Source organism: Pelomonas sp. CA6 (genome assembly GCF_022549225.1).
GTDB lineage: Bacteria > Pseudomonadota > Gammaproteobacteria > Burkholderiales > Burkholderiaceae_C > Roseateles.
In genome coordinates, this window is record NZ_JAKZFD010000001.1 from 239877 (window position 1) to 258800 (window position 18924).

Here is an 18924-nt window from a genome sequence, read left to right on the forward strand (position 1 = left end):
TGGGAACTCATGGGCCGGCCTTCTTGCGGGAGGCCCGCGCGGGCTGTTTGGCCGCGGGGGCGTCGCGCTCATGGGCCTGCACCCAGTCCAGCACCGTCGTGTACCAGAGGCGCGAGTTGCGCGGCTTGAGCACCCAGTGGTTCTCGTCGGGGAACCAGAGCAGCTGGGTGGGGATGCCGCGCGCCTGCAGCAGGTTGTAGTAGGCCAGACCGTTGGTGTCGGGTACGCGGTAGTCCTGCGCGCCGTGGATCACCAGCGTGGGCGTGCTCATGCGCGCGGCGGCGCTGTGCGGGCTCTGCGCGAGCACGCGCTGGAAGTCCTCGGGCGAGGCCCACCACTGCGCATGCAGGTCGCGCGGGCGCTGCAGGTAGGAGTCGGCGCTGGAGGTGGCAACGCGGTCGAACACGCCGGCATGGCAGACGAAGCTGCGGTAGCGGCCGGCGCGTGCGTGGCCGTTGAGCCAGGCCACCAGGAAGCCGCCGTAGCTGCCGCCGGTGGCGCTGATGCGGGTCTTGTCGACCCAGGGCTGGCGGCGCAGCCAGTCGGTCGCGGCCTCCAGGTCCTGCTGCTCCAGCTGGCCCTGGCGGCCCATGATGCTGTCGCGGAAGGCGAAGCCGAAGCCGCTGGAGCCGTGGTAGTTCAGCTGTGCCACCACATGGCCGCGCGAGGCCAGCACCTGGGTGTTCCAGCGCCAGCTCCAGGTGTCGCCTGCGGCGGCATAGGGGCCGCCGTGGATCACATGCATCACCGGGTGCTTTTTCTTGGCGTCGTAGCCGGGCGGCAGCGTGAGCCACAGCTGCACCGGCTCGCCCTGCGCGCCCTTGAGCCAGACCTCGCGCAGCGTGCCCAGCGCATGGCGCGCCAGCCGCGCGTCGTTGAAGCGGTCCAGGCGGCGCCAGCCGGCGCGGCCGCCCTCCTGGCGCACCTCGACGCGCGCCGGGTGGCTGGCGCTGTCGCGCAGCAGCGCGAGCGTGGAGCCGGCGAGGTCGAAGTCCTGCACCCAGCCGTCCTCGACCAGGCGTTCCAGCCGCCCGCTGTCCGGATCCAGCGACCACAGCGGGTTGCGCCCGCGCGACTCGGCGCTGAACAGCAGCGCCGAGCCGTCGGCGCGCCAGCGCAGCGGGGCGTCGGCATAGAGGTCCCAGTCGTCCCCACCCAGCAGCTGCCAGGTCTTGCCCGGCGCCAGCAGCGCCGGGCGGGCCAACGCGGTGTGGCGACGGCCCACCTCGGTGGCGGTGAAGGCTAGCGCCTGGCCGTCGGGCCGGTAGCGGGGCGCGGCCAGGTCCCAGCGCGCGTCGTCGACGAGCAGGCGCAGGCGCGGCCGGCGGCCGGACAGCTCCAGCTCGGCGAGCGCGCAGCGGTTGCCCGGACGCTGCGTGGCGGCCGGGTCCAGGATGAAGGCGATGCGCTGGCCGTCCGGATGGATGTCGAAGACCGAGGCGCTGCTGCTGTCGCGCGGCAGCTCGCAATCCAGCCCTTCGAACAGGTCGGTGACGCGGCCGCTGGCCAGGTCCAGCATCAGCAGGTGCTGGACGCGGCCCATGGGCAGGTGGCTGTCCCAGTGGCGGTAGAAGGCTTCGCGGGTCAGGTAGCCGCTCTCCTTGCGCGCATCGAAGGCGCGCTGGGCCTTGTTCTGCGCCGCGGCGCCGCGCAGCCCGGGCCAGACCCAGGCGCTGAAGACCACGCGCCGTCCGTCTGGCATCCACTTGAAGGCGTTCAACCCCGGCGCGAAGTCGCTCGCGCGCCAGGCCTCGCCGCCGTCGGCGGGGATGAGGTAGAGCTGCGCGGCCTCGTCCTTGCGGCCCTGCTGCTCGCGGCGCGCGAGGAAGGCGATGCGGTCGCCTCGCGGCGACCATGCGGGGGCGCTGTCGCGTTCGCCGCACTGGGTCAGCCGCCGCGGTGCGGCGCGGCCGTCGCAGTCCATCAGCCACAGCTGGGTGCTGCTGCGGTTGTCGTCCATCGATGGCTGGCTGACCGAGGCGACCAGCCGGCGCCCGTCCGGCGACAGGCTGATGGCGCCCGGGCGGGCCAGGGACCAGAGGGCATCGACATCCAGGGGGGCGGGGCGGCGTGGGGTGCGTGGGCTCATGGGGCAAGTGTCGCGCGCGCCGACGCTTGCGCCCATCCGGGCGTGCGCTGATCGGCGCGGGATGCGGTCTGTCGTGCCCCCATGGCCAAGCCGGCCGGCCCTGCCTATAGTGCCCGGCACGTCCCGAGACCCGGGCGTGGCCCCCCGCCCGTCGTCGCGGGCGGACCTGTCGATGCGGGGAGAACCCCCAAAGGAGGAGAAACGATGAAGCACAAGACCTTCTGGCGCCCGGCCGCGATGGCCGGGGCGCTGATGCTGGCCGCGTGGGCGGCCGCGCCGGTGAGCGCCGCGCCCGCGGCGGCGCGCGCGGAGACCGGCGCCGCCGCACCGCGCGCGGCCAAGCGCTACAGCATCGAGCAGTTCATGGCCACCGTTTCGCTGGGGGGCGCCTCGTTCTCGCACGACGAGTCGCGCATCCTCTATCACAGCAACGAGAGCGGCATCGTCAACGTCTACAGCATGCCGGTGGCCGGCGGCGCGCCGACCGCGCTGACCCAGTCCAAGACCGACAGCCACTACGCGGTGGGCTATTTCCCCCAGGACGACCGCATCCTCTACACCCGCGACCAGGGCGGCAACGAGCTCAACCACCTGTACGTGCGCGAGCTCGACGGCAGCGAGAAAGACCTGACCCCCGGCGAGAAGCTGAAGGCGCGCTTCATCGGCTGGTCCGGCGACAAGGCCAGTTTCCTGGTCGCCACCAACGAACGCGACGCGCGCTACTTCGACGTCTACCGCTACGACGCGCGCGGCTATGCCCGCCAGATGATCTACAAGAATGAGACCGGCATGAGCGTGGCCGACGTCAGCCCGGACGGGCGCTGGATCGCGCTGGGCAAGACCAACACCACGGCCGACTCCGACGTCTACCTGCACGACACGCGCAGCGGCGAGACGCGCCACCTGAGCAAGCACGAGGGCGTGGCCAGCTATGCGCCGGTGACCTTCGACCCGGCGTCGCGCCGCCTGATCATCAGCAGCAACGACGGCGCCGAGTTCGCGCGGCTGCTGGCCTACGACCTGGACAGCGGCACGATGCGCGAGTTCGAGAAGGCCGACTGGGACATCGTCTACACCGACTTCTCCGAGAACGGCCGCTACCGCGTCACCGGCATCAACGCCGACGCCAGCATCGTGATCAAGCTGCGCGAGCGGCAGGGCGAGGTGGAGCGTGAGCTGCCGCTGCCGCAGCTGCCCGGCGGCGAGATCCGCGGCGTCCGCTTCTCCGACAGCGGGCGCAAGATGGCCTTCTACGTCAACGGCGACCGCTCGCCCAGCAATCTCTTCGTCTATGACTTCGCCAGCAAGCAGGCGCGTCAGCTGACGCAGAGCCTGTCCAAGGACATCGACCCCAACGAGCTGGTCGAAGGGCGCATCGTGCGCTTCAAGTCCTTCGACGGCATGGTGATTCCCTCGGTCTACTACCAGCCCAAGGAAGCCTCGCCGACGAACCGGGTGCCGGCGGTGGTCTTCGTCCATGGCGGCCCTGGCGGGCAGACCATGCGCGGCTATTCGGCGCTGATGCAGTACCTGGCCAACCACGGCTACGCGGTGCTGGGCATCAACAACCGCGGCAGCTCGGGCTATGGCAAGAGCTTCTTCACCGCCGACGACGGCAGGCACGGCCGCGAGCCGCTGTGGGACTGCATCGAAGCCAAGACCTTCCTCGCCGCCACCGGCGTGATCGACCCCGAGCGCATCGGCATCATGGGCGGCAGCTACGGCGGCTACATGACGCTGGCGGCGCTGGCCTTCCGTCCCGAGGCCTTCAAGGTGGGCATCGACATCTTCGGCGTCAGCAACTGGCTGCGCACGCTGGAGTCCATCCCGCCGTACTGGGAGAGCTTTCGCAAGGCGCTTTACCAGGAGGTGGGCGATCCGGTGAAGGACAAGGACTTCCTGATCGCCACCTCGCCGCTGTTCCACGCCAAGGAGATCCGCAAGCCGCTGATGGTGATCCAGGGCGTCAACGACCCGCGCGTGATCAAGCCCGAGAGCGACGAGATCGTCGACGCGGTGAAGAAGAACGGCGTGCCGGTGGAATACCTGGTGTTCGACGACGAGGGCCATGGCTTCTCGAAGAAGAAGAACCAGATCGAGGCCAACCGCCGCATGCGGGAGTTCCTGGACAAATACCTGAAGCCGGGCGTCTGAGCGCCGCCGCAGGCCGAGGATCCTCCTGAACGGACGCCGGGCACCGCCCGGCGTCCTGCGTTGCGGCGATTACAAATGGTTTCTCCGGGGCCGCACGCGGGCGCCACCATGCGCGACCAGGGCCGCAGCGATGTACCGCGGCCCATTTGTCGATTGGGACCCGCGATGCGATTCGAAGGCACTTTGCACACCTGGTACGCCGAGCGCGGCCACGGCTCGGTGATGCCCCAGCAGGGCGGCGAGCCGCTGTTTGTCCACATCTCCGCCTTTCCGATGGATGGCGAAGCCCCGCAGGAAGGGGAGCGGCTGAGCTTTGAAATTGTGTCCAGAAGTGACGGGCGCAAGCAGGCGGTGAAGCTGCAGCGCCTGCGCCGCGTGGAATTGCACAAGGCCTTGCAGCCGGCGCGTGCGCCGCGGCCCAGTACCAGCCGTCCGCCGTCCATCGCTCAGCGGCGGCGCAGCGGGGCGGTCTGGCTGTGGCTGGCCGGGTTGGCGCTGGTCGCCGGCCTGGGCTGGATGCTGTGGCCCCAGGTCCCGGACGCCAGCAAGCTGGCCCAGCACGGGAGCACGCGGGCGCTGACGCGCTGAATCGCGGGCCGGCCGGCCGGGAGGCCGGCGCTCAGATCTTCATTTCCAGGCGCAACTGCCAGACAGTGAAGCTGCGGCCCAGGTTCTGGCTGATGATCTCGCGCGTCGGGTTCAGCAGGGTGGGTGCGTAGGTGATGCTGCCGGTGTTGTAGTCCAGCGGCGCCAGGTTGCTGGCCGACAGGCGCAGCAGCGTGTCGCGGTTGACCTGCCAGGCCACGAAGGCGTCCAGCACGCGCTTGTGCGTGCTGCTGGCTTCGCTGAGCACGGTCTGCTGGATGGTGTTGGCGGGCGTGTAGTTCAGGCTTGCGCCCACGCTCAGCGGCAGGCTGCGCAGCTTGTAGTCGGCGCCCAGGTTGAGCGTGTAGTCGGGCTGCTGGTCCAGTTTGTTGTTGGGGCCCTGGATGCCGTCCACGCGCGAACGGAACAGGCTGAGGTTGCTGCGGATGTTGACCGGCCAGGCCTCGTCGACATATTCGTCGAGCCGGAACTTGGCCTCCAGCTCCACGCCCATGGTGCGCGCGTTGCCGATGTTGCGCGGGCGCGAGACCCAGCGCTGCACCGGCGCCCAGCTGACGTCCTCCAGCTCGGGCTGGTTGCGGATCAGGTCCTGGATGCGGCGCACGAAGAAGTTGGCGCTCAGAATGCCGCCCTTGGCCAGGTATTTCTCGTAGGCGATGTCCACGCCGGTGGCCAGTTCGGGCTTGAGCAGCGGGTTGCCCATGCGGTCGGGGTAGTTGATCTCGTTGGGGCCGCAGGGCTGGCTGGGCAGGCAGGGGTATTGCGAGTTGATGCTGGGGCGCGCGATCAGGTCCTGCAGATTGGGCGACTTGTAGCTGCGCGTCAGGCTCATGCGGATCTGGTCGCGGCGCTTTTCGTCCAGCTTGTAGACCGCGTGCAGCAGCGGCGTGGTCACGCCCGCGCTGTTGCTCACCGCATAGTTCTTGGCCTTGCTCTCGGTGCGGATCTGCTCCCAGCGCAGGCCGGCGTAGAAGGACCATTGCGGGCCCATGCTCCATTCGTCCTGGGCATAGACGGCGACGCGCTGCGTCGCCGCGTCCAGGTCGTCGCCGAAGTCCAGCAGATAGGCGCAGCTGAGCCCGTTCTGCAGGCAGGTGCGCGTCTGGTCGCTGCTCATGCCTTCGCCTTCCAGGCCCATCACCAGGCTGTGTTCGTTCTCGAACTGGTGCGAGTACTTGCCGTTCAGGCTCCACGAACGGTTGCGGCTCTCCGTGTGGTCCAGCTGCTCGCGCTTCACGGTGCCGGCGAGCGACTCCAGGCGGTCGGTGTCGCCATTGCTGCGGGCACGGCCCACGCCGGCGCGCAGCTCCAGGCGCGAGGCCTCGTCCAGGCGCTGCGACCACTGGCCGTTCAGCCGCATCATCGTGAAGCGGTTGTGGCCCTCGGTCTGCACCTGGTCGAAGTTGTAGTAGTCCGGATCGCCCGGCAGGGCGCGCGGCGTTTGCGTCTGGTTGAAGGCGCCGTCGGTGTTGCCGCGGTTGACGACGACGAAGGGCTGCAGCGCCAGCGTGCTGCCCTGGCCCAGGCGCCATTGCAGGCGTGCCGTCAGGTTCAGGCTGCGCCGATCGTCCTCGCTCTGGCCGCGGTTGACCAGCAGGCGTTCGGTGCCACGGTCCAGCGCACGCGTCAGCGTCTCGTTGTGCACGTCGTCGTAGCGCTTGCCCTGCATCGCGTTGACGGTCAGGTTGTAGGCGCCGCCCTGGTCGTCCAGCTTGTCGTTGCGCGTCCAGCTGAAGCCCGGCGAGAGCCGCCCGCGCTCGAGCTGGAAGCCCGCGCGCAGCTCGTTGAGCCGGCGCTGCAGCGCCTCGCGCAGCACGACGTTGATGGTGCCGGCCACGGCGCGCGCGCCGTATTCGGCGGTCGGCGCGCGCATGATCTCGATGCGCTCGATCTGCTCCGGCGGCAGCTGGTCCAGCGAGAAGCCCGGCGGCATGCGCTCGCCGTTGACCAGGATCTGCGTGTAGCCGCCGCCCATGCCGCGCATGCGGATCTCGCCGCCGCGTCCGGGCCGGCCGCCGGTGGTGACGCCGGGCAGGCGCTTGAGCACCTCGCCGATGCTGCTGTCGCCGAAGCGCTCGATTTCCTCGCGGCCGATCACGATCTTGGCCGCGGTGGACGCGCGGCGCAGCGTGTCGTCGCTGGCGCTGCCCTGCAGCTCGACGCGGTCCAGCCGCTCGGTGCGCTCGTTCGCGCCGTCCTTGGCGGCGGAGGACGGCTTGCTGGCCGGCGCGGGAGCGGGCTTGGGGTCAGGTCTTGCCTGGCGCGGCGCCGGCGGCGGATCGTCGGCGGGCGGGGTGGTGGCGGGAGCGGCGCTCTGGGCGCAGGCCAGTGCGGGAAGAAGGGCCAGGGCGCCCAGCGTCAGACGGGAGGAGGCGTTCATGCGGAGATGTCGGTCGGCGCCCGGATGCTTCTTGATTCCGTGCGGGGCGCAAGCATCGCATGGGCCCGCGGGCCTGTGGGCTGCGGACAACATTCTTTACCCGCGGGGCATGACCGTCGGCATGGGGGCCATCCGATCCCCCAAATAGAAAAGCCACCCAACGATGACTCGGGGTGGCCGGGGATATCCAGGCGCTGGTGACGGGTTCCAGACTCTGCCCTATGTCGCAGCCGGTTGGTCGCCTCGGATGCCTTGCATTGTGCATGGCGCCCATGACGGCTGTTTGACACAGCGCAAGCGTCGCACGGCTCAGTCCCAGCGCTGCGCGGCGATCCAGCCGTCCAGCGCGCGCTGAGCCTGCTGCTGCACCTCGGGCCCGCGGTGGGCGCCTTCCAGCACCAGGGCCTGGACGCGATGCAGGCCCAGCGTGGCCAGCACCTCGCGCAGATAGGGCGTGACCCAGTCCGGCTGCCACGGCCCCCGCCCGTCGCTGCGCTGCAGCTGGCCGCCGCAGCTGACCAGCAGCCAGACCGGGCGGTCGCGCAGCAGTCCCTTCTTGCCTTGCGGCGAACCCGCGAAGCTGCGGCCCGGGCGCAGCACCAGGTCCACCCAGGCCTTGAGCATGGACGGCGGCGCGTAGTTGTGCATGGGCGTGGTGATCAGCAGCGCGTCGGCCGCTTCCAGCTCGGCAATCAGCGCTTCCGACAGCGCCAGTGCCGGGTGCTGTTCGGCGCTGCGCTGAGCGGCGTCGGCCAGGCTGGCGGCGGCGAAGGCGGCGTCCGGATGGGGCGGTGGATCGCGGGCGAGGTCGCGCAGCCGCAGGGCCAGGTCGGCGCGCTGGCCGCGCAGATGGGCCACGAGCGCGGCACCGGCCCGGGCGCTGCGCGAGTCCGCGCCGTGCGGGCTGGCCGCGACATGGAGCAAGGAGGGCATGGCGCGGCTCAGGCGGGCAGCGGCTGGTTGAATCGCAGCGCGCTGGCCAGCAGCCCCATGCGGAAGTAGAAGCGCTGGCCCAGCGCATTGCTCAGCGGCGTGTCCAGCACCAGCTTGCCGCATCCCAGGCGGGGCGCCAGCTCGCGCAGATGACGGATCAGACGCTCGCCGTGGCCGCGGCTGCGCAGGCGCTGGTCGGTGACGAGGTCGTCCAGGTAGAGGAAGCGGCCATGCACCAGGTTCTCCTGCACGCGGTAGCCGGCTAGCGCTTCTGGTTGGAGGTCGCCGCCCGCGTCTTCGCGGTAGAGCGCGACGAGCCGATAGCCCTCGGCCGACTGGCGCCGCCACCGCTGCAAAAACTCCTCGGCCGAGGCCAGGTGCGGGCGCAGCTGGGCCATCAGCGGGAACAGCGCCAGCACCTCGTCCTCCCGCTCCACCTCGCGCAGCAACGGCGCGTCGGCGGCGCTCATCCCTGGGCTCCGTCGGCCAGCCGTTCCGCCGGGATGGGCGGCGCGAAACGCAGGCCGCCGGCCAGGCGGTTCCAGGCGTTGATGGCCGCGATGGCGCTGCTCAGGAAGGCGATCTCGCTGGCGCTGAACTGGGCCTGCAGCTGCGCGTAGACGGCGTCGGACGGCGGGGCCTCGCCCATGCGCGTCAGCGCATCGGTCCAGGCCAGCGCGGCGCGTTCGCGCGGCGTGAAGAGGTCCACCTCTTCCCAGACATGGACGAGGTCGATCTTGGCCGGCGCCAGGCCCAGCTTGCGCGCCAGGTTCAGGTGGAACTGCAGGCAGAAGGCGCAGCCGTTGAGCTGCGAGGCGCGCAGCTTGATCAGCTCGGTCAGCGGCTTCTCCAGCCCCGAGGCGTCCACCGCCTGGCCCAGCGCGCGCAGCGCGGTGATCACGGCCGGCGCGGCCTTTTCGAACGTGGCCCAGTCCTGGCGGGCGGCATGGGGCGTGTGCATGCGACGGTACTCCTTGGTGAATGTTAGAATTCGAACATTCTCAGTGTATTCGAACTCTTACATCATGCGCAAGGCCGACGACCCGCGACCCGAGATTCCCGCCATCGGCGAAGGCCGGCGTGGCGAGCAGGGCCATATCGGCTACCTGCTGCGCCAGGCGCATGCCGCGCATCGCATCCGCATGGAAAAGGCGCTGGCCGCGGCCGGCGCGACGCTGCCGCAGTTTTCGGTGCTGACCATGCTGGCGGCCTATCCCGGTGCCTCCGGCGCGGAGCTGGCGCGGCTGTCGCTGCTGACGCCGCAGACCATGAGCGTGATCGTCGCCAACCTGGAGAGGGCGGGCTGGGTGCAGCGCCGCCCGCATCCCCAGCATGGCCGCATTCAGCTGATCGAGATCAGCGCCGAGGGCCGCAAGCGCCTGGCCCAGTGCAAGGCCGCGGTGGCGCCGGTGGAAGCCAGCCTGCTGGACGGTCTGGGCGAGCGCGAGGAAAAGGCCGTGCGGCGCTGGCTGGTGCAGGTGGCGCTGGGCGAGGGCGGTGGCGACTGAACCGCGCCGCGGGTCACGCCCTGCGCTTGGCCTGCTACAGCGCCAGGCTCCAGGTCTGGCTCCGCTGGTCCTGGCCGAAGCGGTGCTGGGCCTCCTCGGCGATCAGGCGGAAGCCGGCGTGCTCATAGAGCCGGCGCGCATCGACCAGCCGGCTGCTGGTCCATAGCTGCATCTGGCGATAGCCCGCCGCGCGCGCGAAGCACAGCGCCTCGTCCAGCAGCGCGCGCCCCAGGCCCTGGCCGCGCGCGTCGGCCTCGACGTAGAGCAGGCGCAGCTGCGCGGTGGTTTCGTCGCGGCGCGTCACGAAGACCGCGCCCAGCACCTCGCCGTGGCGCTCGGCGATCCAGCCGCGCTCGCAGCGTGGGTCCCGGTCGCGCGCGAAGGCCGCGACGATCCCGGCCACCAGCGCCTCGAAATCGGCGTTCAGCCCGTACTCCTGGGCATAGATCCGGCCGTGGCGGCGCACCACATGGTCCAGGTCCGCGGGCCGGGGCTCGCGCAGCACCAGGCCTGCGTGGCCCCCCAGGGGGACGGACTCCTCCGGCATCGGCACTCCTGCAGCTTGTCCGGCTTCTGTTGTAGGGGCCGGCGCAGGGCGGCACAAGCCGGGGTGATCCCGCACGCGCCGCGCCAGCGCGTAGGCGGCAACTACCCAGGCCCGCAGTTGTGATGGCCTTGCGGTCGGTCCAAGCTGCCGGCACGCCCCGACCTCAGGCCCGGAGCGGGCCGGACGGGGGGCGCCCGATCCACCTTGAATGCCATGACGACCGTCTCGCAGGGGAGATTCCTGATGAAAACGACCATTTACCTGGCGGTGCTGTCCGCCGCCATCCTCGTGGCCCTGGGGGCCGATGCGCAGGCCCAGGAGCCGCCGCGCACGGAGCCGGCCATGTCGGCCATGCCCAGCCCGTCCAGCCTGAGCCAGCCCTTGCCGGCGCCGCCGACCGCCGCCGAAGCGCCGGGCAGCCTGCGCGCCCCGGCCCCGCCGCTGACGCAGATGTGGGTGTATGCGGTGGGCTCGTCCAACTGCAACTGGGAGTACACGGCCGGTCGGTCCGTGACCAGCTGCAACCATGGCGGGGCGCAGCTGCGCGCCGCGGTGCTGGAGATAGGCTATGGCAGCGCCCGCGTCGCGTGGATGAACGGGGGCGTGCTGCCCGCGTCGGCGCGGTATGCGTCCACGCCGGTCTGCGTGACCGGCGGCTCCTACACCTGGCCCTGCACCCCTGGGCAGACCGTGGTGGGCTTCCTGAACGAGTACAACCTGGACGGCCACCAGAGCGGGCTGTTCCGCTACCAGAACACGTCGACCAATTCGCCGTGGAACACCCTCGCGGTGCAAATCAGCATTCTCTGATCCGGCGACGATCGAAGGCGCCACGGCCACGGCCGGGGCGGGACCCCGGCACGGCGCCGTCCTAGGCGCGCAGGTCCAGGCCCTGGCCCTGCTGCTGGCCCATGATGCGCAGCGCCGACTGCAGCATCTTCATCGTGGCCGTGTCGTTGTTCGCGCGCGCGAACGCGAGGCCATCCTGGGCGTGTTGTCGGAAGTCCATGCGCTCGCCATCGGTCTCGGCCGGCACTTCGCCGGTGCCGCCGGACACGGGCATCTTCAGGGTCATCGCCATGAAGGGAAAGCTGTCGTCCAGCGAGAGCTTGCCCTGGCTCAGCTGCGCGTTGACCCATTCGCGCAGGTCCTGGCGCGTCATGCGGCTGAAGTCCACGGACGCCGCGGCGCCCGCATCGCTGCGCGCGCCGGCCGCCGTGCCGGCGGCGTTGCGCTCGTCATCGGCCGCGGCCGAGGCGGGTTTCCTGGCGGCGCCGGCCGCCGCGGACGGGGATGCGCGCTGCGCTGCATACAGCGCGCTCGCTCCGGTGTCGATCTTCATGCTTGTTCCTCCCTGACTGCAGGCGGCCGTGGCGGCGCGCATGCCGGGCCGCGGCCGGATTGCCGATGCCTGGGGCCCAGGGTGCCAATCTCTCACGCCCCTTTCGCCACGGAAGCCGCGAACAACGCGCCAAAGCGAGGCCTGTTCGCATGGCGGCCCGCGACGCCCCGTCTGCCCCTACACTCGGCCCATGTCCTTCGCGTCTGTCGCCCCCGCCTTCGCCCGAGCTGCACGAGCTGCACGAGCCCGTTCGCTCGTGCCGTGCCCTGCAGGCGAGAGACGCGCGATGAGGACCTAGCCAGACAGTCCTCCCCGATCTCCCCCGAAAGGCCACGGTTCCCCCCGTGGCCTTTTTGTTTTTCCACCCACCCCCCAAGCCTTTGAAAGGACCCGACGGATGCAAGCCCAGCCTCACTCCTCCCTGCCCACCCAGCCGCATCGCCTGATGCCCATCACCGAGCGTCCCGCCGAGGTGTTCGTGCGTGGCGACGGCGCCTGGCTGTGGGATGCCGCCGGCCGGCGCTACCTGGACTGGCTGCAGGGGTGGGCCGTCAACGCGCTGGGCCACTGTCCACCGCAGCTGGCCCGGGCGCTGCAGGCCCAGGCCGGGCTGCTGCTGACGCCCAGCCCGGCGCTGTACAACCTGCCGTCGCTGCAACTGGCCGAGCGGCTGTGCGCGGCCAGCGGCATGCACCAGGCCTTCTTCGGCAGCACGGGGGCCGAGGCGAATGAATGCGCGATCAAGCTGGCACGCAAATGGGGGCGTCTGCATCGGGCGGGGGCGGCCGAGATCATCACCTTCGAGAACGGCTTCCACGGCCGCAACCTGGCCACCATGGCGGCCAGCGGCAAGCCGGGCTGGGACGAGCTCTTCCCGCCGCGCATGCCCGGTTTCGCGAAGGCGCGGCTCAACGACCTGGCCTCGGTGCGCGCGCTGCTGAGCGAGCGCAGCGTGGCCGTGATGCTGGAGCCGGTGCAGGGCGAGGCCGGCGTGCGCCCGGCGACGCGCGAGTTCTTGCAGGCGCTGCGCGCGCTGTGCGACGAGCACGGCCTGCTGCTGATCTTCGACGAGGTGCAGACGGGCTGCGGGCGGCTGGGCCAGCTCTTCGGCTTCCAGCATTTCGGCGTCACGCCGGACATCCTCACGCTGGGCAAGGGGCTGGGCGGCGGCGTGCCCATTTCGGCGGTGCTGGCGCAGGCTCATGCCTGCGTGTTCCAGCATGGCGACCAGGGCGGCACCTATGCCGGCAATCCGCTGATGGCCGCGGCCAGCCTGGCGGTGATGGAGGAGATCGGCCGCCCCGAGTTCCTCGCCGGCGTGCGCGCCCGCGGCGAGCAGCTGCGCCAGGGGCTGCTCGCCTTCTCGGCGCGCCATGGCCTGGGCGAGGTGCGTGGCGAGGGCCTGTTGATGGCGCTGGAACTGGGCAGCGATTGCGCCGCCGCGGTCGTCCGCGAGGCCCGCCAGCAGGGGCTGTTGCTCAACGCGGCCCGGCCGCACTGCCTGCGCTTCATGCCGCGTCTGAACAGCAGCGTGGAAGAAATTGCGCTGGGCCTGGAGCTGCTGGAGGCGGCGTGGCAGGCGCAGGCCGCCACGGCGGCGCCGCTCAACTGAACGGGCGCGCGCGGCCAGGGCGGTGATCCGGCCTCAGGGCCTGCCCTGGTTGCGGCTCCAGAGATCGCCCATGGTGATGGCCGAGTCGGCGACGTCGGCCATCATCAGCGCCATCTCCTTCGCGACGCGCGTGAGCACGGCCACCACCAGGCCCAGCAGCACACCGCCGGCATAGCCCAGCACGCCATAGCCGCTGGTGCTGGAAAGCAGGCTGCCCAGGCCCAGCGCCGCGCCAACGGCGCTCAGATAGCCCAGGCCGGTGAACACGCTCACCATGACACGGAAGGTGGGATAGGCGCTGTTGCTGCGGATGCGTTGCAGGAAGGGGTGCGGATGCGGCAGCGTGCCGCGCGGCAGATTCGTCGTCATCGCGGCAGTCTCGCCGTGGCGCCGCGCGGACGGATCAGGGTTTGTGCGGAATTTCCCCCAAGGGGGTGATGGGCCGCGTCTCTCGGGCGCGAGGGCCGCGAACGGTCTGCGCACAGCGGCACGCGCCGAGCGTGATCAGATTGGCAGATGCGCTGCGCGCGGCGTGAAATCCGGCGCCGCCGCGGCGCGCAGAATCGAGAATCACCGGCCGGGGTCGCCGGGGTGGTTCCAGGGAGCGCAGGTCTTTGAACTCAGCAGGGCAGGAATTCAACCGCTTGTATGCCGACGTGGCGCAAAGCATCGCGGCCGCGATTGCCGAGATCGGCGGGATCGAGGTCGAGCACCCGCAAGGCAAACAGGAACTCGGCGCCATGATGGCGCGGCTGCAAGTCATCCAGGCGCGCTTCAACCAGGAGCTGGACCTGCTGGGGGAGCAGGCCGAATGGGACCGCTTCACGATGGCGTTCTTTGGCGAGACCAATGCCGGCAAGAGCACGCTGATCGAATCGCTGCGCATCCTGTTCCGCGAGGACTCGCGCCAGCAGCTGCTGCAGGCCCAGGGCCATGACCTGGATCGGTACGAGCAGGCGCTGGCCGACCATGCGGCGACCTTGCGCGACGGGCTGGGCCGGCTCTATGCCCAGTACGGCGCCGAGCTGACGGAGCTGCACCAGCGCGCCGAGGCGCTGGCGCGCATCCTCGGGCGGGAAGATCGCGCGCGCCGGCGGCGCATGCAATGGCGGGCGGCCGCGCTGGGCGCGTGCGCCGGCGCGGCGCTGTGCGCCGCCGTCTTCTGGCTGCTGGGGCGCTGAATGGGCGCCGGGGCGTCTTCTTCCGCCGCCGGCCGCGCCGCGGCCATGCCGGATCCGCTGTCGGACCTGCTCGACCACGCGCTGCCCGCGCTGCAGCAGGCGGCCGTGCAACTGGCGCGCCAGCGCCAGCAGGTCCGCCGCGTCGACGGTCGCATCATCGGCACCGGCGTGGCCGACTTCACCCAGGGCAACACCGTCTATCCGCTGACGCACGAGGGCCGCTGCTTCCAGCTGATCGACGTGCCCGGCATCGAGGGCGACGAGCAGCGCTACGCGCCCCTGGTGCGCGAGGCGGTGGCCAAGGCCCACCTGGTGTTCTACGTCAACGGCACCAACAAGAAGCCGGAGAAGGCCACGGCCGAGCGCATCGGCGCCTATCTGCGCAGCGGCACCCAGGTCTACGCCATCGTCAACCTGCGCGGCAACGCCGATGCCTATGAGTTCGACGAAGACCGCGAATCCCTGCAACACCAGAGCGGCGCCCGCAACGCGCTGCGCCAGACCCTGGGCGTGCTGGAGTCGGTGCTGGGCGAGCGGGTGCTGCTGGGCGGGCATTGCGTGCAGGGCCTGCTGGCCTTTTGCTCGCTGGCCATGGACCCGGACACCGGCCTGACGACCATCCACCCGTCGCGCGAACACGACCTGGTGCGCCAGCAGCGCCACTGCCTCAAGCACTTCGGCACGCCACGGGCGATGTTCGAGTTCAGCGAGATCGGCGCGATCGCGCAGGTGCTGCATGGCAAGCTGCAGACCTTCCAGCAGGACATCGTCGAAAGCAACAAGACCAAGGTCCGCGAGCTGCTGGCCGAGAACCTGGAGATCCTGAAGCAGCTGCAGAAGGAGCACCGCGCCTTCATGGCCAAGGTGGACCCGCAGTTCGAGACCTGCCGCGCCGCCATCGCCGAGGCGCTGAAGAGTTTCGAGCGCCTGGTGGTGGCGGGGCGCGGCAATCTGTGGAACGAGTTCTTCAACGAGCTCGCCAGCACCGCGAACGAGATCGTCGAGTCGCACTTCGGCGACAACGACCGCATCCAGCGCGAGATCCAGCGGGCCTTCGAATCCCGGCAGGCCGCGCTCGCCCAGCAGTTGCGCGACAACCAGGGCGAGCACCTCGCCGGCCTGCGGCAGGGCCTGAGGCAGGCAATGAAGCGGCTGGTGCAGGATGTCCAGCGCTTCGAGCTCCAGTCGCTGGAGGTCTGCGAGATCGAGGCGCGCGAGCTGGGCTACCAGCCCGTCGCGCTGGACATGAAGCCGGGCCTGGGATCCATCGCGCTGAACATCGGCTCCTATGCCGCCACGGGCGCCACCATCGGCTCGCCCTTCGGCGGCCTGCCGGGCGCGGCGATCGGGGCCGCGATCGGCGCGGTGCTCGGCGCGCTGGTCAGCGTCATGCAGCTCTTCGTCAGCCGCGAGAAGCGCGTGCGCCGGGCCCAGGCCCAGGTGCAGGAGCGGCTGGAACAGCTGCGCGGCGAAGCCCTGCAAGAGTTGGGCGGGGAGGTCCGCGGCCAGCTGATGAAGCCATTGCGCCAGGCGCTGCGCCAGGGCGTGCTGGCCGAGGTCGACGCGCTGCAGCAGCGCCTGGTCCTGCCGCAGGAGATCGTGCGCGCGCAGATCGCCAACATGAACAAGATACTCAAGCAACTGGACAGGATGCCCCATGGAACCCTTCAGCCAATTCGACATTGACAAGCGCCGCGCCATCGCCGCGCTGCAGGAGCTGCAGGCCCTGCTCGCGGAGCTGGGCGAGACCGGCGTGGAGGTGCAGGCCGACCTGGACAAGGTCGCCGCCGCGCTGCGCGCGGTGGACGAGGACGTGCTGCGCATCGCGCTGCTGGGCGCCTTCTCGGACGGCAAGACCAGCGTCATCGCCGCCTGGCTGGGCCAGGTGATGGCCGACATGAAGATCGACATGGACGAGTCCTCCGACCGCCTGGCGATTTACCAGCCCCAGGGTCTTCCCGGCCGCTGCGAGATCGTCGACACGCCGGGGCTGTTCGGCGACAAGGCGCGCGAGATCGACGGCCGCGCGGTGATGTACGAGGACCTGACCAAGCGCTACATCTCCGAGGCCCACCTCATCCTCTACGTGGTCGACGCGACCAATCCACTCAAGGACAGTCATGGCGACATCGCCCGCTGGATCCTGCGCGACCTGAACAAGCTCTCGTCCACCGTGTTCGTGATCAACAAGATGGACGAGGTGACCGAGCTCACCGACGCGGTCCTGTTCGACGAGCAGGCCGCCATCAAGACCGCCAACCTCAAGGGCAAGCTGCAGCGCCTCGCCCACCTGTCGCCCGAGGAGCTGGCGCAGCTCCACGTGGTCTGCATCGCCGCCAACCCCAATGGTCGCGGTCTGCCGTTCTGGTTCGACAAGCTGCCGACCTACGAGAGCCGCTCGCGCATTGGCGAACTCAAGCGTCAAACCCAGCAGGTGCTGCAGGCCAACGTGCCCGCGGTGCTGCGCGCCAAGACCGGGCTGGATGTGGTGCGCGATCTGGTTGGCCGCAAGCTGGCGCAGGCCGACGCGGAACTGCGCGAGCTGGCCGCCTACGAGCAGCTCAACCGCGAGGAATCCGAGCGCATCCGCGAGGATCTCGCGCAGGGCCGCGCCGAGGTCAAGCGCCTGGCCGGTGAGCTGGTGCGCGAGCTGATGGCGCTGGAGAAGCGCCTGCTCGGCCGCCTGCGCCCGCTGTCGCTGGAGGACCTGCAGGCCTTTGTCGACGAGGAGATTGGTCACAGCGAGGACGACGTGGGCTACAAGCTGCGCCTGCAGATCAAGGGCGCGGTGGACCGCTTCTTCGACCAGTCCTCGGCCGTCACCCGGCGCATCTCGTTGGACATCGAACGCCAGCTGGACGTGGGCGAGAGCTTCCTGGAGGCCATGGGGCAGAAGGGTGTGCGCGCCGTCAGCGGCGCGCTCAAGGGCGTCTCTCAGCTCAACCCGGCGCTGATCAAGCAAAGCATCTTCGCCGCGCGCGACGTGCTGGCCAAGGTGACCGGCCTGGTCATCAAGTTCAAGCCCTGGGAGGCCAGCAAGCTGGCCGGCGCGATCTCCAAGTGGTCGGGCCCCGTGGGCCTGCTGATCCAGCTGGGCGCCGACGGCTACCAGTCCTACAAGGCGCACGAGCAGGAGCAGCGGCTCGCCCAGATCAAGCTGTCGTTCACGGAGCTGATCCGAGGCGCCTTCAAGGATCTGTACGACCTGCTCGGCGACGACGCGAAGATGTTCGAGTTCTTCGCTCCCGGCCTGAAGCCGCTGGAACAGATCGTGCAGCGCATGGGCGAGAGCGCGGCGCAGATCCGCCAGAGCACCGACCGCGTCCAGGCGCTGCAGCAGCGCCTGAGCCGGCTGGCGTTGCCGGAGGGCGCCCCATCCGAGCTCGATCCCCGCCCATGACGGGCATGGATACGACACGCGAGCCGTGGCCAACGGCAGCCGAGATCACCCGCTTCGAGCTGGGCGACCCGACCGAGAACCCCTGGGTACTCGGTCGGCCCCGCGTGGAATCTATCGAGGTGCAGCCCCATGACCCCAGCTGGCTGAGCACATTCCGCGAACTGGGGCAGGCCCTGGCCGCCGCGCTGTCGGAACGCGCGCGGGCCATCGAGCACGTGGGATCGACCGCTGTGCCCGGACTGGCCGCCAAACCGGTGATCGACATCGACCTGATTGTCGAGGACCCCGACGACGAGGACGCCTACCTACCGGCCTTGCAGTCGCTGGGCTATGTGCTGACAGTGCGCGAGCGGTCCTGGTATGGGCATCGCATGCTCCGGCTAGAGGCCCCGCGCGCCCACGTCCATGTGTTCGGCCGCCGATGTCCCGAGCATGTCCGCCACCTGCTCTTCCGTGACTGGCTGCGGGAGCACCCCGAGGAGCGCGAACGCTATGCGGAGGCCAAGCAGCGCGCCCGGGTGGGAGTCGACACGGCGCAGGCCTACAACCAGCGCAAGGAGGCGGTGGTCCGCGACATCTATCGGCGCATCTTCGCCGCCCGTGGCTGGCTGGCCCCAAGTGTCCATGACTGATCGAGCGCCACTGCCCGGGCCCGAGCCCGACTGGAACAGCGCCGACAGCGTCGCGCAGGCGCTGCGCAAGCTCGAGTCCGCGGACGACGAAGCCAGCGCGCTGGAGGCCTACGACCAATTCCTCTGGGCCGTGGGCGACAACCACGCGGGCAGCTTTTATCCCGTCGTGCTGTCCACGCTGGCGGAACTGGCGCGGCTGCTGACGGACGGCGGCTTCTGGACGCAGCGCGCGGTGATGGAGGCGCTGATCGACCTGAGCGGTTCCTTCGTGCCCCAGCCTGGCCACGAGTGGCAGGATGGCGTTCCCGTGCAGCCGACGCTGCAGGCCGCCGTGCAGGCCCTGCGCCCGCAGGTGCTGCGGCTGTGCGCGGGGAACGACGCCCGTTCACAGAGTGCTCAAGAGCTGCTGGAGCTCATCGACGACCAGGCGCCACCGCATACCGGGTAAACCCTTGTTTTGACCCGAACAAGCCTGGGTCGGCAGCCGCGAAGCCCAAAACTAAACTGCCCAAAGTCCTTAAGAGTTTTAGGGTTTTGAGA

Annotated in this window: 18 protein-coding genes; 10 read left to right on the forward strand and 8 right to left on the reverse strand. The window is 70.2% G+C overall.

Translation table 11 applies throughout. The annotated features are described in order from the left end of the window. Positions 1 to 7 precede the first annotated feature (7 nt). Complete coding sequence (locus LZ017_RS01115; RefSeq protein ID WP_241298203.1) at positions 8 to 2089, reverse strand: S9 family peptidase; 2082 nt, start codon at positions 2087 to 2089, stop codon at positions 8 to 10. Between the two features lie 204 nt (positions 2090 to 2293). Between LZ017_RS01115 and LZ017_RS01120 the strand changes: the two genes are divergently transcribed. Both LZ017_RS01120 and LZ017_RS01125 read left to right on the forward strand, forming a co-directional pair. Beyond that, a complete protein-coding gene (locus LZ017_RS01120) occupies positions 2294 to 4243 on the forward strand; it encodes a S9 family peptidase (protein ID WP_241298204.1) in 1950 nt (649 codons plus the stop codon). A gap of 165 nt (positions 4244 to 4408) precedes the next feature. Continuing rightward, a complete protein-coding gene (locus LZ017_RS01125) occupies positions 4409 to 4831 on the forward strand; it encodes a cold-shock protein (protein WP_241298205.1) in 423 nt (140 codons plus the stop codon). A 31-nt stretch (positions 4832 to 4862) separates the two neighbouring features. Here the strand turns inward: LZ017_RS01125 and LZ017_RS01130 are convergent, their stop codons facing one another. The 4 genes from LZ017_RS01130 to LZ017_RS01145 form a co-directional block, all read right to left on the reverse strand. After that, complete coding sequence (locus tag LZ017_RS01130; protein ID WP_241298206.1) at positions 4863 to 7229, reverse strand: TonB-dependent siderophore receptor; 2367 nt, start codon at positions 7227 to 7229, stop codon at positions 4863 to 4865. Positions 7230 to 7538: 309 nt separating this feature from the next. Further along, positions 7539 to 8162, reverse strand: coding sequence for an FMN-dependent NADH-azoreductase (locus LZ017_RS01135; protein ID WP_241298207.1), 624 nt, complete (start codon positions 8160 to 8162; stop codon positions 7539 to 7541). 8 nt (positions 8163 to 8170) lie between these two features. After that, positions 8171 to 8632: a GNAT family N-acetyltransferase gene (locus tag LZ017_RS01140; protein WP_241298208.1), complete on the reverse strand. Its 462-nt coding sequence runs from the start codon at positions 8630 to 8632 to the stop codon at positions 8171 to 8173. Further along, positions 8629 to 9123 carry a carboxymuconolactone decarboxylase family protein gene (locus LZ017_RS01145; protein WP_241298209.1) on the reverse strand — a complete coding sequence of 165 codons (495 nt, stop codon included), beginning with the start codon at positions 9121 to 9123 and terminating at the stop codon, positions 8629 to 8631. The genes LZ017_RS01140 and LZ017_RS01145 overlap by 4 nt, the downstream gene beginning before the upstream one ends. A gap of 64 nt (positions 9124 to 9187) precedes the next feature. Here LZ017_RS01145 and LZ017_RS01150 point away from each other — a divergent pair, with 64 nt between their 5' ends. Next, on the forward strand, positions 9188 to 9670 hold the full coding sequence (locus tag LZ017_RS01150; RefSeq protein WP_241298210.1) for a MarR family winged helix-turn-helix transcriptional regulator: 483 nt from the start codon (positions 9188 to 9190) through the stop codon (positions 9668 to 9670). Positions 9671 to 9704: 34 nt separating this feature from the next. Here the strand turns inward: LZ017_RS01150 and LZ017_RS01155 are convergent, their stop codons facing one another. Next, a complete protein-coding gene (locus LZ017_RS01155) occupies positions 9705 to 10217 on the reverse strand; it encodes a GNAT family N-acetyltransferase (RefSeq protein WP_241298211.1) in 513 nt (170 codons plus the stop codon). A gap of 243 nt (positions 10218 to 10460) precedes the next feature. Between LZ017_RS01155 and LZ017_RS01160 the strand changes: the two genes are divergently transcribed. Next, complete coding sequence (locus tag LZ017_RS01160; protein WP_241298212.1) at positions 10461 to 11027, forward strand: YolA family protein; 567 nt, start codon at positions 10461 to 10463, stop codon at positions 11025 to 11027. Between the two features lie 61 nt (positions 11028 to 11088). Here LZ017_RS01160 and LZ017_RS01165 read toward each other — a convergent pair whose 3' ends face one another. Next, positions 11089 to 11559, reverse strand: coding sequence for a hypothetical protein (locus tag LZ017_RS01165; RefSeq protein ID WP_241298213.1), 471 nt, complete (start codon positions 11557 to 11559; stop codon positions 11089 to 11091). 397 nt (positions 11560 to 11956) lie between these two features. On the opposite strand from LZ017_RS01165, the gene LZ017_RS01170 reads away from it, so the two are divergent. Continuing rightward, the gene (locus tag LZ017_RS01170) at positions 11957 to 13171 is read left to right on the forward strand and encodes an acetylornithine transaminase (protein WP_241298215.1); all 1215 of its coding nucleotides are present in this window, start codon (positions 11957 to 11959) and stop codon (positions 13169 to 13171) included. Positions 13172 to 13204: 33 nt separating this feature from the next. On the opposite strand, the gene LZ017_RS01175 is transcribed toward LZ017_RS01170, so the two are convergent. Beyond that, entirely contained in the window at positions 13205 to 13540 is a 336-nt protein-coding gene (locus LZ017_RS01175; RefSeq protein WP_241298217.1) for a hypothetical protein, read from the reverse strand. 245 nt (positions 13541 to 13785) lie between these two features. Between LZ017_RS01175 and LZ017_RS01180 the strand changes: the two genes are divergently transcribed. Genes LZ017_RS01180 through LZ017_RS01200 form a run of 5 tightly spaced genes read left to right on the forward strand, consistent with a single transcriptional unit; the run spans position 13786 to position 18832 of the window. Beyond that, complete coding sequence (locus LZ017_RS01180; RefSeq protein WP_241298219.1) at positions 13786 to 14352, forward strand: hypothetical protein; 567 nt, start codon at positions 13786 to 13788, stop codon at positions 14350 to 14352. Positions 14353 to 14397: 45 nt separating this feature from the next. Beyond that, positions 14398 to 16038 (forward strand): hypothetical protein, encoded by a 1641-nt coding sequence (locus tag LZ017_RS01185; protein WP_241298221.1) that lies wholly within the window; start codon positions 14398 to 14400, stop codon positions 16036 to 16038. Then, the gene (locus LZ017_RS01190) at positions 16010 to 17752 is read left to right on the forward strand and encodes a LeoA/HP0731 family dynamin-like GTPase (RefSeq protein WP_241298223.1); all 1743 of its coding nucleotides are present in this window, start codon (positions 16010 to 16012) and stop codon (positions 17750 to 17752) included. The genes LZ017_RS01185 and LZ017_RS01190 overlap by 29 nt, the downstream gene beginning before the upstream one ends. After that, positions 17749 to 18384 (forward strand): GrpB family protein, encoded by a 636-nt coding sequence (locus tag LZ017_RS01195; protein WP_241298225.1) that lies wholly within the window; start codon positions 17749 to 17751, stop codon positions 18382 to 18384. Before LZ017_RS01190 ends, LZ017_RS01195 begins: the two co-directional genes overlap by 4 nt. Next, a complete protein-coding gene (locus LZ017_RS01200; protein WP_241298227.1) occupies positions 18377 to 18832 on the forward strand; it encodes a hypothetical protein in 456 nt (151 codons plus the stop codon). Before LZ017_RS01195 ends, LZ017_RS01200 begins: the two co-directional genes overlap by 8 nt. The last annotated feature ends 92 nt before the right edge of the window (positions 18833 to 18924 follow it).

Excerpts from the sequence above, each read along its gene's own strand:
- LZ017_RS01115 (WP_241298203.1), bottom strand. The coding sequence starts at position 2,089 with ATGAGCCCACGCACCCCACGCCGCCCCGCCCCCCTGGATGTCGATGCC.
- LZ017_RS01120 (WP_241298204.1), top strand. The coding sequence starts at position 2,294 with ATGAAGCACAAGACCTTCTGGCGCCCGGCCGCGATGGCCGGGGCGCTG.
- LZ017_RS01125 (WP_241298205.1), top strand. The coding sequence starts at position 4,409 with ATGCGATTCGAAGGCACTTTGCACACCTGGTACGCCGAGCGCGGCCAC.
- LZ017_RS01130 (WP_241298206.1), bottom strand. The coding sequence starts at position 7,229 with ATGAACGCCTCCTCCCGTCTGACGCTGGGCGCCCTGGCCCTTCTTCCC.
- LZ017_RS01135 (WP_241298207.1), bottom strand. The coding sequence starts at position 8,162 with ATGCCCTCCTTGCTCCATGTCGCGGCCAGCCCGCACGGCGCGGACTCG.
- LZ017_RS01140 (WP_241298208.1), bottom strand. The coding sequence starts at position 8,632 with ATGAGCGCCGCCGACGCGCCGTTGCTGCGCGAGGTGGAGCGGGAGGAC.
- LZ017_RS01145 (WP_241298209.1), bottom strand. The coding sequence starts at position 9,123 with ATGCACACGCCCCATGCCGCCCGCCAGGACTGGGCCACGTTCGAAAAG.
- LZ017_RS01150 (WP_241298210.1), top strand. The coding sequence starts at position 9,188 with ATGCGCAAGGCCGACGACCCGCGACCCGAGATTCCCGCCATCGGCGAA.
- LZ017_RS01155 (WP_241298211.1), bottom strand. The coding sequence starts at position 10,217 with ATGCCGGAGGAGTCCGTCCCCCTGGGGGGCCACGCAGGCCTGGTGCTG.
- LZ017_RS01160 (WP_241298212.1), top strand. The coding sequence starts at position 10,461 with ATGAAAACGACCATTTACCTGGCGGTGCTGTCCGCCGCCATCCTCGTG.
- LZ017_RS01165 (WP_241298213.1), bottom strand. The coding sequence starts at position 11,559 with ATGAAGATCGACACCGGAGCGAGCGCGCTGTATGCAGCGCAGCGCGCA.
- LZ017_RS01170 (WP_241298215.1), top strand. The coding sequence starts at position 11,957 with ATGCAAGCCCAGCCTCACTCCTCCCTGCCCACCCAGCCGCATCGCCTG.
- LZ017_RS01175 (WP_241298217.1), bottom strand. The coding sequence starts at position 13,540 with ATGACGACGAATCTGCCGCGCGGCACGCTGCCGCATCCGCACCCCTTC.
- LZ017_RS01185 (WP_241298221.1), top strand. The coding sequence starts at position 14,398 with ATGCCGGATCCGCTGTCGGACCTGCTCGACCACGCGCTGCCCGCGCTG.
- LZ017_RS01190 (WP_241298223.1), top strand. The coding sequence starts at position 16,010 with ATGGAACCCTTCAGCCAATTCGACATTGACAAGCGCCGCGCCATCGCC.
- LZ017_RS01195 (WP_241298225.1), top strand. The coding sequence starts at position 17,749 with ATGACGGGCATGGATACGACACGCGAGCCGTGGCCAACGGCAGCCGAG.
- LZ017_RS01200 (WP_241298227.1), top strand. The coding sequence starts at position 18,377 with ATGACTGATCGAGCGCCACTGCCCGGGCCCGAGCCCGACTGGAACAGC.